Genomic DNA, 14,272 nt, shown 5'->3' with positions numbered 1-14,272 from the left:
TGATGAGAGGATCTTTTGCACCACATCAGCCAAGCTTTTTTGATTCAAAGCTATGGCGTAAAAAAATACTACCCGGAGCGATAGGTCTTATTGGTGTTTTTGCTCTTTTGTTGCTGGTATTGCTCTCCCTTGCTTCCTCTAATACCGAATTCTTTGACCGTTACTTCATATGGCTCTACGCAGCCAATTTAATTATTGGCGCCTCTTTAATTCTGGTTATCTTGGTACTTGGCATTGTGATTGCGGTGCGTTGGCATCGCGGTCATTTTGGAACGCGCCTCATTGCAAAGCTGGCCATGATTTTTGCCTTAGTGGGGATTGTTCCGGGCTTAATTTTGTATGGCGTGTCGCTTCAGTTCGTGTCGCGAAGTATTGAGACTTGGTTTGACGTGCAAGTTGAGTCAGCCTTGAATTCAGGCCTAGAGTTGGGCCGCGTCACTTTACGCGTTGCGCAGGAAGAGATTCTTGGCGAAGGTAACTTTATTGCTGAACAAATTGCTCAAGTGCCATCGGGTACAAGCTCTGAGCAAGTTGGCGCCATGGTCATGAAGATCCGCAATCAATTTGGTATTCAAGAGGTTAGCCTCTTTAATATGCAGCGCAATTTAATATTTTCAAGCGAATTAAAGTCGAAAAAATATTTGCCTGCACCAGGTACAGACATCATCGCTGAGGCATTTAAAAAGAAAGGGATTACCTTTTTAGACCAGGTGGAGATGGACGGTAGTCAACGGGGTTATCGTGTGCGGGCAATCATTCCCGTGATCCGAAACAAAGCTTTGCTTAGCAAGGGCGCAGAAGATAAATATTTTTTACAGTTGGTGCGATACATCCCAATGCCGCTAGCAAAAAATATTTATGCGGTTGAATCTGCTTATAGCGAGTATCAGGAGAAATCATTAGGGCGCGCTGGCTTGCGAAAGATGTTTGTGGGCACCTTAACGCTCACTTTGTTTTTTGCACTTTTTGTCGCCGTCACTTTGGCCTTGCTATTGGGTCGTCAGCTCGCTAGACCATTATTAATGCTGCTCAAAGGTACACAAGCTGTTGCACAGGGCGATCTATCTCCTAAGCCAGAGCTGGACACCGGCGATGAACTAGGAATGCTAACCAGACAATTTAATGTTATGACCAAGCAATTGGCTGACACTCGCACGTCCTTGCAAGAGTCCAAGGCCTTCTTGGAAAAGGTATTGGGAAGTCTTACGGCGGGTGTTTGCATTTTTGACAGGAATTACAACGTTGTTTCTAGCAATGCGGGCGCTGACAGAATCTTTGCCCAAGATCTAACCTTGCTTGATGGAAAGCCTTTGAGTAGCAATCCCGCTCTCGTTGACTTTGAGGAAGCCATTAAAGAAGGCTTTGCTACTATGAAGCTTGCTGTTGCCGAAGGTGGCCCAGAAAATACAACGGCACCTATTTGGCAAAAGCAAATTCAGCTTCATACAAGCAATGAATATGAAAATGAATTGGGTGTAACTTTGTTCGTTCGTGGCACCCAATTAACTGCAGACCTTCGCATGGTGGTGTTTGATGACATCACAGACGTGGTCAGCGCCCAAAGATCGATTGCTTGGAGTGAGGTTGCTCGACGCTTGGCTCATGAGATTAAAAATCCACTGACCCCCATTCAACTTTCGGCCGAAAGATTGCAACATAAATTAGCCGGCAAACTCAGTTCTGAGCAAGAAGAGATGATCAATCGCAGTACTGAAACTATTATTAGTCAGGTACAGGCGATGAAGGAGATGGTCAATGATTTCCGTGATTTTGCAAAAACACCAAGTCCCCAACTAAAGCCCGTTTCTATCAACACGCTTACCTCAGAAATATTAGGGCTTTATGAAGGAAGCCCAATACGCACACATCTTGATACCCGTTGCCCTAGCATCATGGGAGATCCGACACAGCTCAGACAAGTTATTCATAACTTGCTCCAGAATGCGCAAGACTCGACTTTGGAGGGCAGTAGGCAGGCTGAGCCGGTGGAGGTTAAAACCGAGTTGGTATCTTATGGAGAGCAAAGTGGCGTCACACAAAATGCAGTTCGTTTAACAATAAGTGATAGTGGCGTTGGATTTCCAGCTAAGATATTGGCAAGAGCGTTTGAACCTTACGTTACTACAAAGACTAAGGGTACAGGCTTAGGATTGGCTGTAGTTAAAAAGATTATTGATGATCACGGTGCCAAAATAGAGATTCGGAATCGTATGCAGGGAGAAGAAGTGGTTGGTGCGCAAGTATCCATTTTGTTTATGAACTTAGCAAAAGAGGCTGCCTAAGTATGGCGAGTATTTTGGTTGTTGATGATGAGATGGGAATTCGTGAGCTTCTCAATGAGATCCTCACAGATGAGGGCCATACTGTGTATGCCGCCGAGAGTGCCATACAGGCACGCACTATCCGCGAACAGATGCGACCCGATTTAGTCTTGTTAGACATTTGGATGCCAGACACTGACGGCATTACTTTACTTAAAGAGTGGTCTAAGACAGGTCAACTGACAATGCCCGTGGTGATGATGTCAGGCCATGCAACGATTGATACTGCTGTAGAGGCAACTCGTATTGGCGCATTAAACTTTTTAGAAAAGCCAATTGCCTTACAAAAGCTATTAAAGACAGTAAGCAAGGCACTAGAGAGCTCGCCAAAACACATTGAGCCAGTAGAAGAAAAAACGCTGGCTACCGGAATGTCAGTTAGCACAGCTACAAAACCTTCTGCTACTGAGCCAGCGGCTGCACCTCTTGAGGGCGAGTATATCAGCGGAATTGCAAAGACCTATTTTGATTTACCTCTGAGAGAAGCTCGCGATTTGTTTGAGAAAGCATACTTTGAGCATCAAATGCAAATTATGGGTGGCAGTATGACCAAGATTTCAGAATACACAGGTCTAGAGAGAACTCACCTATATCGCAAGTTGAAAGCTCTCGGTATTGATACATCTCGCAATAAGGGCGAACAATAAAATCTATCAGTAATTCGCCATAACTTTTTGGCAAATTATTTTTTACATGGGGTGCGCTTGAAGCAATCACGAGGCCTCATGTTGAGGGCACATCTTATTCGGAATCATTCCCATGGAAATTAAGGTCAATTTTCTCGACAAGCTTCGTCTAGAAGCTAAGTTCGATGACTTCACGGTGATTGCTGACCAGCCTATACGCTATAAGGGTGATGGCTCAGCACCAGGACCATTCGATTATTTTTTGGCATCTTCTGCTTTATGTGCGGCGTACTTTGTGAAGCTGTATTGTGATACGCGCAATATCTCTACTGAAAATATTCGCCTCTCACAAAATAATATAATTGACCCCGACAATCGCTATCAACAGATCTTCAAAATCCAAGTTGAACTACCTGAATATATTTCTGCAATAGATCGTCAAGGAATTTTGCGGTCTATTGAGCGCTGCACTGTTAAGAAAGTGGTCCAGGCCGGCCCAGAGTTTGTCATTGAAGAGGTGAAAAACTTAGATGCTTATGCTCAGACCCTATTGAACTTAAAGCCCGCTGCCGATACAAACACTTTTATTATCGGCAAAGATTTGCCACTAGAGCAAACCATTGCCAATATGTCTAAAGTGTTAGCCGATCTGGGAATTAAGATAGAGATTGCTTCCTGGCGCAACCTTATTCCAAACGTATGGTCATTGCATATCCGTGATGCACATTCGCAAATGTGTTTTACCAATGGCAAGGGGTCAACAAAAGAGAGTGCTCTAGCCTCAGCTTTGGGCGAATATATTGAGAGACTTAGCAATAACCATTTTTATGCTGGCGCATACTGGGGCGAAGAAGTCGCCAACAAAGATTTTGTCCACTACCCAAATGAACGCTGGTTCAAGCCGGGCAATAAAGATGCCTTGCCACCAGAAATTCTGGATGAGTATTGCCTAAACATTTTTGATCCAGACGGTGAGTTGCTTGGTTCGCATTTGATTGATACAAATTCTGGAAATGTCGAACGAGGCATATGTTGTTTGCCCTATGTTCGGCAATCAGATGGCAAGACAATTTATTTTCCGACAAACTTAATTGAGAACCTTTACGTAAGCAATGGGATGAGCGCGGGAAACACTTTGGCTGAAGCGCAAGTGCAATGCCTCTCAGAAATATTCGAGCGTGCAGTCAAAAGAGAAATCCTAGAGGGTGAAATTGCGTTGCCTGACGTGCCGCGAGAAGTGCTTGAAAAGTATCCAAGTATCTTAGCGGGCATTCAGGGTCTAGAAGAGCAAGGATTTCCGGTCTTGGTAAAGGATGCGTCACTTGGGGGTGTTTATCCAGTAATGTGCGTTACCTTGATGAATCCTCGAACCGGCGGTGTATTTGCCTCCTTTGGGGCCCACCCAAGCTTGGAGGTTGCGTTAGAGCGAAGCTTAACTGAATTGCTTCAGGGTCGAAGTTTGGAGGGTTTGAATGATTTGCCCCCGCCCACTTTTGTAAGTGAGGCAGTAGCTGAGCCCAATAACTTTGTTGAGCACTTTATTGATTCAAGTGGAATAGTGTCGTGGCGCTTTTTTAGTGCGAAGGCCGATTATCAATTTGTCGAATGGGATTTTTCAGGTCACGGTGAAAATTCCAATGCGCAGGAGGCGGCAACATTATTTAACATTCTTAAAAACATGGGCAAAGAAGCTTATGTTGCTGTGTATGATCAATTGGGCGCCATCGCTTGCCGAATTCTCGTGCCCGGCTATTCCGAGGTCTATCCAGTAGAAGATCTGGTATGGGATAACACAAACAAAGCATTGCTATTCCGTCACGATATTTTGAATTTACATTCACTAAGCGATGCAAAACTCAGTGCATTGCTTGATCGACTAGAGAATAACGAGCTTGATGAGTATGGAGATATTGCAACGCTGATTGGTATTGAGTTTGATGAGAATACGCCTTGGGGTCAGCTAACAGTATTGGAGTTAAAGCTATTAATTCAATTAGCACTTAAAAATTTCGCTGAAGCCCAAGAATTGGTAGGCGCTTTTCTTCAATACAACGACAACACGGTTGATCGCAAATTGTTTTATCAGGCGCTCAATGCGGTTCTGGAGATTGTTCTGAATGAGGATTTAGCGCTCGAAGACTACGAGACAAACCTTCGCAGAATGTTTGGCAATGAGCGTATGGATGCAGTACTGGGTTCGGTAAATGGCTTGGTGCGCTTTTATGGATTGACCCCAACCAGCATCAAGCTAGAGGGCCTTGACCGGCATCACCGCTTGCTTGACAGCTATAAGAAATTACACGCAGCCCGCTCAAGGGCATCAAACACTGCTAGCTAGCGTCAGTAGGCATATTTTTTAAGCTAAAACCCAGTTTCCTTTATAATTTCAAGTCTTGGCCTGGTAGCTCAGTCGGTAGAGCAGAGGATTGAAAATCCTTGTGTCGGTGGTTCGATTCCGCCCCGGGCCACCAAGAATCATCTAAACCACCTTCGGGTGGTTTTTCATTTCCCGATTAGTATTTAGGAATTCTTCCGGGAGATCTAAATGCTGCTAGTCACCTCAATCATTGCCTCCGTTTTAACCATCATATTTATAAAGCTCTCTTTTGCAGTCATTGGCCTTCGAAGAAAGAACAAAGTGGGCTTAGGTAGCGGTGGTTATGAGGATCTTGAAAGGGCTATTCGTGCCCAGGGAAACTTTGCTGAATATGTTCCCTTTGGAATCATTTTGCTTGCATGTCTGGAGCTTAATGGTGCGCCCTGGTGGTTGGTTGCTATTCCTGGCATCGCACTTATTATTGGTCGCTTGATTCATGCCAAAGGAATCAATGTGCCTCCACCTGATTTCAGTAAAAGAATATTGGGAATGAAATTTACCTTCAACACACTAATTGCTCTGGTTATATTGAACTTAGCTTGGTCGTCTTATCTTCTACTTGCTTTGGGAAGTAAATGAATCATCGCCTGGTGGATATTCGCAATCTAGTTGCCGCATTATTTGCACTACTTTCAGTATTGTTTGGCTTTATTGGCTCTGCTCATGCTCAATTCAAGGCTGAAGTTAAATATGCCCAGGTTGGAGAGGTCAAGCTTGCTTATTACACTCGCGGCCAAGGTGACCCTATGATTTTGATTAATGGGTATTCCGCAACGATGAGCATGTGGGATCCGGCTTTGATTGATGAGCTATCCAAAAATAATACTTTGATACTGTTTGATAATCGCGGCATTGGACTGTCTAGCGATACTAAAGAAAATAAAACTACCATGGCTCAGATGGCCGATGATGCTGCTGGGCTGGTAAAAGCACTTGGTTATAAAAAAGCCAATGTTCTAGGTTGGTCAATGGGGGCCCGTGTTGCCCAACAGTTTTTGATTAGACATCCTGAATTGGTTATTAAGGGCATTCTTTGCGCGCCAAACCCAGGTGGCAAGTATCAGATCAAGGCAAGCAAAAAGACTGAGGAGGATTTAAACAATCCCCATTTATCGGTTATGGAAAATGTCGCGCTGCTGTTCCCGAACAATGAGGCCGGAAAACAGGCTGCTAAAGATGCGTTAGCAAGGGAGCAGGCTGCAAAGCTGGCTGGAACCATTCCTGACGATTTTGTTATCTCTAAAGAGTCTAAGCTTCGCCAAACTCGCGCAAGAACAACGCTTTGGGATGCCGATAATAAGAACTTCATTGATTTAAAGAACATTAAAGTTCCCGTGTTGGTGGCAGATGGCCAATATGACATTCTTGATGTTCCTAAGAATTCACAAATTATTGCGAATCAAATCCCGTTCGCTTGGTTAGCCTTCTTTGATGGAGGCCACGCGTTTTTATTTCAGCAACATAAAAAATTCGCTGAAACTCTTAATGCTTTTATGAGGTAAGCCATGAAAGAATCTTTGCAGGTCGGCATTCAATACGAGCATAAATTTAAAATCCCCAAGAGCAAAACCGTTCCATCTTTGTATCCCGAGTCTGAAGAATTTGTGGCGATGCCAGATGTATTTGCAACAGGCTTTCTGGTGGGCTTTTTAGAGTGGGCTTGTATTAAAGCAATTATCCTTATTTAGATTGGCCGCAAGAGCAATCCCTAGGGACCCATATCAACGTCAGTCATGAGTCAGCGACCCCTGTTGGTTTAGAGGTCACAGCTAAAGTCAAATTAATTGCTGTGGATGGAAAAAGGTTGACGTTTGCAGTTGAGGCTCACGACGGAGTCGATTTAATTTCTAAGGGACTGCATGAGCGATTTGTTATTAATCGACAAAAGTTTGACGAGCGCCTAAAAATAAAAGGCAAAAGTGCTGTTTAAAGCGTCCGTCTAGGGTTGTGCTGTTAAGTAAGCCCCGCTAGGCGTTAGCTGCTTTTTCTAAGGCCTGGCTTAATCCAGCAAAATATTTTGTCGCTTTTTTTGTTAGCTCAACTTGTTTTACCCTGCCATCGCTCGTCGATTTTAGTTTTAGATAACCATCATCCACTAGAGCATGAAGTCTTTTATGAAGAGTGGCTTGTGAGCCCAGTTGACTCAGCATGAGAATGTCACCGACAACAACCTTGCCTTTGTTTAAAACAATATGCTTGCTGATATGTTCAAGGATATCTTTGCTTAGGGAGTCCAAAGGTTTTTCATTAGGATTGATCAGCGTATCTGCTAGATGCAAAAACCGTAGGTAAGAATTTGTCATTTTGGAATGGTCTCCTCTTTTTAAGTATGATGGGTCTGTGCCCATGTTTTCATTAAATCAAATACGAATTCCCATTATCCTCCTAAAAATAGGAGTACCGTTTTGCCTATACTTTTTCACTCTATATGTTGTTAAAGCTTTTCCGGTTTTAGAGAATCGACCCGAATTAAGTTATTTCGTTTATCTTCCAGCCGGCATTAAAGTACTTTCAGTGCTCATTTTTGGTTGGATGGCTGCTATAGGTGTGGGTCTAGCTGTATTTATTAGGCTTATTATTTTTCAGCCAGAGCAACATTGGTACATATGGTTAATGGTTGCATTGGTCGGAAGTATTGTTCTGGTACTCGCGGTGAATTTAACGCTTAAGGGCTTGGGTATTGCGCGAGATCTACATAATCTGAAATACCGCGATGTCGTAACACTAGCTTTGTTTGCTAGTATTGCTCACGGCTTTAGTTATACCTATGTGATTTTTTTAATTCATAACTATGCTTTTGACAACTTCGTGCGTGAAAGCATGATTATTGTCATGGGCGGTTTTTTTGGAAACATGTTGGTTATCGGCCTGTTGACTTATTTTGCCCAACATAGTCGATGGTTGCAGCAACAAATTCAACGACTCAATAAAAATAGCGCCTAAGTTAGCCTGAAATCTAAAGACGCCAGTATTTATTCTTCAAGCAGGCTTCTAAGCATCCAGGCCGTTTTCTCATGAACATCTTGTCTTTGGGTAAGTAAATCAGCAGTTGGTTGATCACTTGCTTTTTCTACCAATGGAAATAATTTACGGGCTGTCTTTGCAGTTGCTTCCTGTGCCTTTACAAGCAATCTAACCATCTCCATCGCTTTCGGGGTTCCCTGCACCTCATCAATAGAGGTCAGTTTGGCAAATTCTTTATATGTTCCAGGTGCTGGCTCACCAAGTGCCCTGATTCGTTCGGCGATAAGATCGAGCGCCGCCCATTGCTCTGTATATTGGGCCATGAACATAGTATGAAGGGTATTAAACATTGGCCCCTTTACATTCCAATGGAAGTTATGGGTCATCAGGTAGAGAGAATAGCTGTCAGCTAAAAGAGCTGATAAGCCTTTGGCAATTGCTTTACGATCCTTTTCGCTGATACCAATGTCAATTACAGTTTTGTTTGATTTTGTGGCCATGGTTATATCTCCTTTGATCAACGAACACCATAGAATCATTATCAGGAAATTATTTGTTATTGGCCTAACAAATAATTTTGATTTCAATAATCCGAAAAATCGATAATATGAATAGATTCGTTTACGATGAGGTAGTAAATGTTTTGAGTAACACCAATGAGTGAGGAATTATGAAAAGATTTTCTTTAACACTTTCTATTGCTATGGCCACAGTGTGCCTAAGCGCGTGTCTTGCGAGCACGACATCACCAGTTGGTGTCAATTGCGATTTCAGCCAAGAAAAACCATTATGGGAAATGCCAGTCGCTTGTCAGGGCAGGTAGTGTGTGGCGTGGGTGAGAAACAATCGCTTTAATTTAAAGGCACAGAAAATAATGAGACTGATTAACTGTATGAAACATGCCATCTTGGCAGTGCTTGTTGGCTTATTTAGCGTCACCCCAGTACTTGCAGCAGATATTCAAGTAATTACTTCAGGCGCATTTGCTGAAGCATTGAAGGCTTTAGTGCCTGAATATGAGAAGCAGTCACCAAATAAGGTAATCATTTCTTATGGCTCATCTATGGGTACGGCGCCGGATTCAATTCCTTCAAGGCTAGCAAGAGATGAAAGGTTTGATGTCTTGATTTTGGCGGCACCCGCATTAGAAAGTTTTATAAAGAGTGGCGCAGTGCAGCCTGGAAGTCGTGTAGATTTGGTTGCTTCTGTTATTGGCGCTGCTGTTAAGGCGGGCGCTCCCAAGCCTGATATCAGCACCGTTCCAGCCTTAAAGCAAGCCTTGCTCAATGCAAAATCTGTGGCTTATTCGGCTAGTGCAAGCGGTACTTATTTATCCACCGAGCTATTTCCTAAATTAGGTATTGCTGAGCAAATGAGTAAAACAGCTAAAAAGATTTATAGCGAGCGTGTTGGCACGGTAGTAGCAAGAGGCGATGCAGAGCTAGGCTTTCAGCAAGTTAGCGAATTAATTCCAATATCGGGAATTGATTTCATCGGAGAGATTCCTCCCGAAGTTCAACAAACGGTTTTGTTCTCTGCGGGCATTACTAATAACGTTGCAAACCTTAATGCTTCAAGAGATCTCATTGCATTTTTAGCCTCACCGAAGGCAGCCCCCACTATTCAGAAGGCGGGCTTAAAGCCAGTAATGCCCACGTTGCCTTGGTAGCTTAAATCTTGATTATCAGTTTTGGTGATTATGTTTTACAAGGTTTTGTGCTGGGCTCGCTTGGCTTGGCGGCCGGAATATTGGGCGGCGTTATCGGGTTTGGAACCACCATCATTTTGATGCCCGCCCTTGTTTATTTCTATGGACCGATTCAAGCAATTCCAATTATTGCTTTGGTAGCTACGGTTGCCAATTTATCTCGTATTTTTTTATGGTGGAGCCAGATTAATTGGAAAGTGTGTTTTGTCTATAGCCTAACTGGGGTTCCCGCGGTGATTTTGGGCGTAAATACCTTGGTTGCTTTAAATGAGCGACTGGTAGAAATAACCCTAGGATTTTTTCTGATTGCTTTAATCCCAGTGCGAAGGTGGATGCGCAAGAAGAACTTTTATTTAGAACTTTGGCAAATGGGCCTGGTGGGTGCCGCAATCGGCTATCTGACGGGGATTGTTGCTACTACGGGGGCAATCAATACCCCATTTTTTTTGGCTTACGGCTTAAGCAAAGGCGCATTTTTAGGAACTGAGGCCGCAAGCACTTTGTCAATTCTCTTTACGAAGGGGATTACTTTTCATCAACTCGGTTTCCTGAATATCACAGCAATAGTTCAAGGTTTGTTTATTGGAGTATTTGTTTTGGTGGGAGCAATTTTTTCAAAGAAAATAGTTTTAGCTCTCCCAGAAGAAAAATTCTTAATGCTAATGGAGTTGGTCATGTTTGTTTCTGGCGCATCTATTCTCGTGATGACCTTTTAGTTGTCCTGAGCTATTTAAAGCGGTAAGCAAGCGCTGCAAAAATATTGTCTTGAAATGAACGATTTAGAACTGGGCTGTTATTGATGCCGTTGCCTAACCATTTGCGACGCCCATAGAGGTTGATGTACCAATTGTCTACAACTGGAATTTCTAGCATGAATCCTGCTATTAAATTATTAGTGGCGGGCGCAACGTAGGTGCTGTAGCCCGTTGCATTTGCTTCGCCAGTATTCATGCCATAGTAGTAGTTAGCGTATTGACTGGATTGTCTTTCAATTCCAAGCTCTGGATACAAAATAATATTTTTATAAGTCTCTACTTCTGCAAAATACAAAAGCTCATAAAGAGCGCCATGGGATTTACCAAAGTCATGATAGGCATTTGCAAAAAAACCACCAATCGGTGTTTCTTGATAAGTACCAATACCCAAAGGAATTGGATCGCTACGATTAATCGATGCGCCATTAAATGGCGACTTAACTTTGTAGGTATTTAGGTCAATTTTCCCAATCAGCTCAAGATATCCATTGCCCAACTCAAATGTCTTAATGCCGACTTCATCAATTCGTACAAAGAACCGTTTGTAATCAAAAAAAGCATAAGGAAGAACTAAAGATTGTGTGCCCTCTGTGCCAATATGCATATTAGAGCTGTAAACAGCGACACCAATATCGCCGACGATTCGATTTGGCAGGCCATTGGGCACATCGACGGGCTCCAGGTCTATGGCGTAGGCAGAAATGGATAGCACCAAGGCTGCCAAGCTAGTGAAGAGCCTAATCATGAATTTCATTGTGTCATCATAGGGCATTTTGGCGCGGCTATAGATCTAAATTATCTAGAGCCACATTTTCTAAATGGGTTGTGTCGGCCCACTTATCTACTTGCCATGAATGTCCGTTATAGCTGATCCAGTTTAGGGATGCATTGGGTACGGCTACCGCTTTTTCGGACTCCAGAGATTGATTGCTAGCGAGTCGATACATCATATCTAGTGCGCCTCCATGGCTTACCAATAGTATGGTTTGACCTGCATGCCGAGTTCGAATATTTTCCAAAGCAGTATGAATGCGATTGGCAAACTGTTTAATACTTTCCCCACCCTCTAGTGGGTGATCAAGATTCCGGCTTAGGTGAATAGACCAGAGTTCTGGTTTGATCTGTGGAGCCTCATCAATGGTTAGGCCTTGAAGCGCTCCAAGATGGCGCTCCCGAAGAGTCTGATCTGAAATGGATTTAACGCTAAATTGTTTTTCTATTGCACTTGCCGTGCTGGCCGCACGTTGTAAATCGCTCGAATATAAAACATCAAATTGCAAATCAATTGCCTTAAGTGCCTTTGCCATTTGTATTGCTTGGGCAATACCGTGTTGGTTTAGCGGAATATCGGTGTGGCCCTGAAGGCGACGCGCGACATTCCAATCGGTTTCACCATGACGGACTAAGCAGAAGCGAGTGATTTTCATACTAATTTTTCAGTGTCCAGGCCCGTGGATTATGTTCAAAGCCTATGTGCTCATAGTATTCATTTGCTTTTGGTGCCGCTAGCAGAACAATCATGCAGTTAGGACCCAGGCGTCTTTGAGTTTGTGCAATGAGCTCTTTGCCAATGCCTTTGCGTTGATATTGTTCATCAACCGCAAGATCAGCCAAATATGCAACATATGAAAAATCTGTTAACGATCGTGCAATCCCAATTAACTTATTTTGATCCCATGCAGTGATGGTGAGATTGGCATTGTTTAGCATTGCCTCAAAAGTTTCTTTGTTATCAACTGGCCTGCGCTCACCCAGTGTTGAGCGAATATATAAATCAATTGCTTCTTCGGCTGTAACTTTAGCGTCGTCTCGATACTGAATCATGATTCATCCTTTGTTTGTAGGCTCAATACATCGCCTACCGAAATTTCTCCGATATTCATAATTTCAGCCCTTAAGCCGCCCCGCCCTTCAAATGCATCTATAAAGTTTGTTTTACCCAAGAGCTGAGCAGGTCTTTGACAAGGCGTACACAGTTCTACACCTTTCAAAATTAGTGCTCCTAATACAAATGTTTTACCAACCAATAGATTGAGATCATCCGCGCTCATATTGCCAATAACAATATTTCTGCGGGTTTGTGAAGCATCGAAGGTTGGCTCTTCTCCAGCCATGAGCCACTCATTAGCAATAGCTATACCCGATTCAGTAATGAGGCTGAGATGGCGTATTTTGCCGGGAGTTGTATCTGAGTAAGCACCTTTACCGTTAGTGTATCGATCCCCTTTTATTCCCATTGGAATGATCTTTGCTTTGGACAATGATTGCATCGGGGCGCCAGCAGTCGCAGCAATATAAATAGCTTGAATATGGGGCAACGTTGTATCCATGGGTATTTGTATATTACAGCTCATCGCCTTTGCTTTATTAATACAATGATCTCAAATACATCAAAAGGAACGAGATTGAACCAAGAAAGTAAGGGAATGTTGATAGGCTTTATCGGCATTCTGATTTTTAGCTTGACCTTGCCCGTAAGCAAGATTGCTGTTCTTAGCTTTGATCCTTATTTCATTGCATTTGCTAGAGCCCTTTTGGCTGGCTTGGTGGCTTTGGCTTATCTAATTTACAAACAAGCGTCTTTGCCTCAAAGATCCGACTGGATCAAGTTTGTCATTATTGCTCTTGGTGTTGTATTTGGTTTTCCAATATTTACTACTGTGGCAATGAAAGAAGGATCCTCTTCGCATGGCGCGGTCATACTGGGCATGATGCCTTTAGCTACAACCGTAATCGGAGTGGTTCGCTTTAAAGAACGTCCATCAATTGGGTTTTGGTTGGTATCTCTGCTCGGCGCCTCATTAGTTGTGGTTTATGCATTGTTAAAAAGCGCAGGAAGTTTTACTTATATCGACGGTCTTTTGGTGGCAGGAGGCATTTGCGCCTGTATCGGATACGTTGAGGGCGGAGAGCTGTCTCGTCGCATGAACCCGCGCGCGGTTATTTCTTGGGCTTTGGTGGTTTCGCTTCCAATTAATGCCATTGCCGCTTTCTATATGTTCACGCCAGAGTATTGGAATGCCGATGCACTTGCTTGGACAAGCTTCATTTACTTAAGTCTTTTCCCCATGTTTCTCGGCTTCTTCTTTTGGTATGAGGGTCTAGCTATTGGCGGTATTGCCAGGGTCAGTCAGGTTCAGCTCATACAACCATTTTGTACATTAGTGGCTGCCAGTGTTTTATTGGGCGATCATTTAACGGCAATGAATATGGTGTTCGCATTCTTGGTGGTTTCTACAGTGATCTTAAGTAAAAGAATGCTGGTCAAGCGCACTTAATTTATATTTGGATCATGATCAATATTCCCAATCTTATTTTTGCTTTGGTGATGGGTTTTTTAATGTCTGCCAGCATCACCCTTGCAACAACATTTGTTCGCATTGGCGCTGTCGAGAATTTCTTTTGGCTTTGGTTAGAGGTATGGCTAGTCGCATATCCTGTCGCGATCGTTTGTATATTGGCCTATCGACCTTTGGCAACGAAAATAACCGCGGCAGTTCTTGAAAAGCTAAAGAACTAAG

At 43.2% G+C, this 14,272-nt stretch carries 17 protein-coding genes and 1 tRNA gene; 12 read left to right on the top strand and 6 right to left on the bottom strand.

The features are described from left to right. Positions 1-2 precede the first annotated feature (2 nt). The 7 genes from NHB35_RS10685 to NHB35_RS10655 all read left to right on the top strand — a co-directional run bounded on the left by NHB35_RS10685 (position 3) and on the right by NHB35_RS10655 (position 7,012). Positions 3-2,282, top strand: coding sequence for an ATP-binding protein (locus NHB35_RS10685; RefSeq protein ID WP_353432341.1), 2,280 nt, complete (start codon positions 3-5; stop codon positions 2,280-2,282). A gap of 2 nt (positions 2,283-2,284) precedes the next feature. Continuing rightward, complete coding sequence (locus NHB35_RS10680) at positions 2,285-2,968, top strand: response regulator (RefSeq protein ID WP_353432340.1); 684 nt, start codon at positions 2,285-2,287, stop codon at positions 2,966-2,968. Positions 2,969-3,080: 112 nt separating this feature from the next. Then, complete coding sequence (locus NHB35_RS10675) at positions 3,081-5,285, top strand: OsmC domain/YcaO domain-containing protein (protein WP_353432339.1); 2,205 nt, start codon at positions 3,081-3,083, stop codon at positions 5,283-5,285. Positions 5,286-5,342: 57 nt separating this feature from the next. Then, a tRNA-Phe gene (locus tag NHB35_RS10670) sits at positions 5,343-5,418 on the top strand. Positions 5,419-5,492: 74 nt separating this feature from the next. Further along, positions 5,493-5,903, top strand: a complete 411-nt coding sequence (locus NHB35_RS10665; protein ID WP_353432338.1) for an MAPEG family protein — start codon at positions 5,493-5,495, stop codon at positions 5,901-5,903. Continuing rightward, complete coding sequence (locus tag NHB35_RS10660; RefSeq protein WP_353432337.1) at positions 5,900-6,826, top strand: alpha/beta hydrolase; 927 nt, start codon at positions 5,900-5,902, stop codon at positions 6,824-6,826. Before NHB35_RS10665 ends, NHB35_RS10660 begins: the two co-directional genes overlap by 4 nt. Positions 6,827-6,829: 3 nt before the next feature. Beyond that, the gene (locus NHB35_RS10655) at positions 6,830-7,012 is read left to right on the top strand and encodes a hypothetical protein (RefSeq protein WP_353432335.1); all 183 of its coding nucleotides are present in this window, start codon (positions 6,830-6,832) and stop codon (positions 7,010-7,012) included. A 279-nt stretch (positions 7,013-7,291) separates the two neighbouring features. Here the strand turns inward: NHB35_RS10655 and NHB35_RS10650 are convergent, their stop codons facing one another. Continuing rightward, positions 7,292-7,627, bottom strand: a complete 336-nt coding sequence (locus NHB35_RS10650; RefSeq protein WP_353432334.1) for a hypothetical protein — start codon at positions 7,625-7,627, stop codon at positions 7,292-7,294. Between the two features lie 43 nt (positions 7,628-7,670). Between NHB35_RS10650 and NHB35_RS10645 the strand changes: the two genes are divergently transcribed. Next, on the top strand, positions 7,671-8,267 hold the full coding sequence (locus tag NHB35_RS10645) for a hypothetical protein (RefSeq protein WP_353432333.1): 597 nt from the start codon (positions 7,671-7,673) through the stop codon (positions 8,265-8,267). Positions 8,268-8,296: 29 nt separating this feature from the next. Here NHB35_RS10645 and NHB35_RS10640 read toward each other — a convergent pair whose 3' ends face one another. Next, entirely contained in the window at positions 8,297-8,788 is a 492-nt protein-coding gene (locus NHB35_RS10640; RefSeq protein ID WP_353432332.1) for a Dps family protein, read from the bottom strand. Between the two features lie 392 nt (positions 8,789-9,180). On the opposite strand from NHB35_RS10640, the gene NHB35_RS10635 reads away from it, so the two are divergent. Continuing rightward, complete coding sequence (locus tag NHB35_RS10635) at positions 9,181-9,957, top strand: substrate-binding domain-containing protein (RefSeq protein WP_353432331.1); 777 nt, start codon at positions 9,181-9,183, stop codon at positions 9,955-9,957. Between the two features lie 8 nt (positions 9,958-9,965). Beyond that, on the top strand, positions 9,966-10,712 hold the full coding sequence (locus NHB35_RS10630; protein ID WP_353432330.1) for a sulfite exporter TauE/SafE family protein: 747 nt from the start codon (positions 9,966-9,968) through the stop codon (positions 10,710-10,712). 10 nt (positions 10,713-10,722) lie between these two features. On the opposite strand, the gene NHB35_RS10625 is transcribed toward NHB35_RS10630, so the two are convergent. Genes NHB35_RS10625 through NHB35_RS10610 form a run of 4 tightly spaced genes read right to left on the bottom strand, consistent with a single transcriptional unit; the run spans position 10,723 to position 13,081 of the window. After that, a complete protein-coding gene (locus NHB35_RS10625; RefSeq protein WP_353432329.1) occupies positions 10,723-11,505 on the bottom strand; it encodes a MipA/OmpV family protein in 783 nt (260 codons plus the stop codon). A 28-nt stretch (positions 11,506-11,533) separates the two neighbouring features. Beyond that, complete coding sequence (locus NHB35_RS10620; protein ID WP_353432328.1) at positions 11,534-12,178, bottom strand: histidine phosphatase family protein; 645 nt, start codon at positions 12,176-12,178, stop codon at positions 11,534-11,536. Between the two features lies 1 nt (position 12,179). Further along, a complete protein-coding gene (locus NHB35_RS10615) occupies positions 12,180-12,575 on the bottom strand; it encodes a GNAT family N-acetyltransferase (protein ID WP_353432327.1) in 396 nt (131 codons plus the stop codon). Further along, positions 12,572-13,081: an MOSC domain-containing protein gene (locus NHB35_RS10610; RefSeq protein ID WP_353432326.1), complete on the bottom strand. Its 510-nt coding sequence runs from the start codon at positions 13,079-13,081 to the stop codon at positions 12,572-12,574. The genes NHB35_RS10615 and NHB35_RS10610 overlap by 4 nt, the downstream gene beginning before the upstream one ends. Before the next feature lie 75 nt (positions 13,082-13,156). Here NHB35_RS10610 and NHB35_RS10605 point away from each other — a divergent pair, with 75 nt between their 5' ends. After that, positions 13,157-14,029 (top strand): DMT family transporter, encoded by an 873-nt coding sequence (locus NHB35_RS10605; RefSeq protein WP_353432325.1) that lies wholly within the window; start codon positions 13,157-13,159, stop codon positions 14,027-14,029. Positions 14,030-14,043: 14 nt separating this feature from the next. Then, positions 14,044-14,271, top strand: coding sequence for a DUF2798 domain-containing protein (locus NHB35_RS10600; RefSeq protein ID WP_353432324.1), 228 nt, complete (start codon positions 14,044-14,046; stop codon positions 14,269-14,271). Position 14,272 lies beyond the last annotated feature (1 nt).

This window comes from Polynucleobacter sp. MWH-UH23A (assembly GCF_040409805.1).
Lineage (GTDB): Bacteria > Pseudomonadota > Gammaproteobacteria > Burkholderiales > Burkholderiaceae > Polynucleobacter.
The sequence above is the reverse complement of the archived record's forward strand: the minus strand, read 5'-3'. Positions and strand labels throughout refer to the sequence as shown.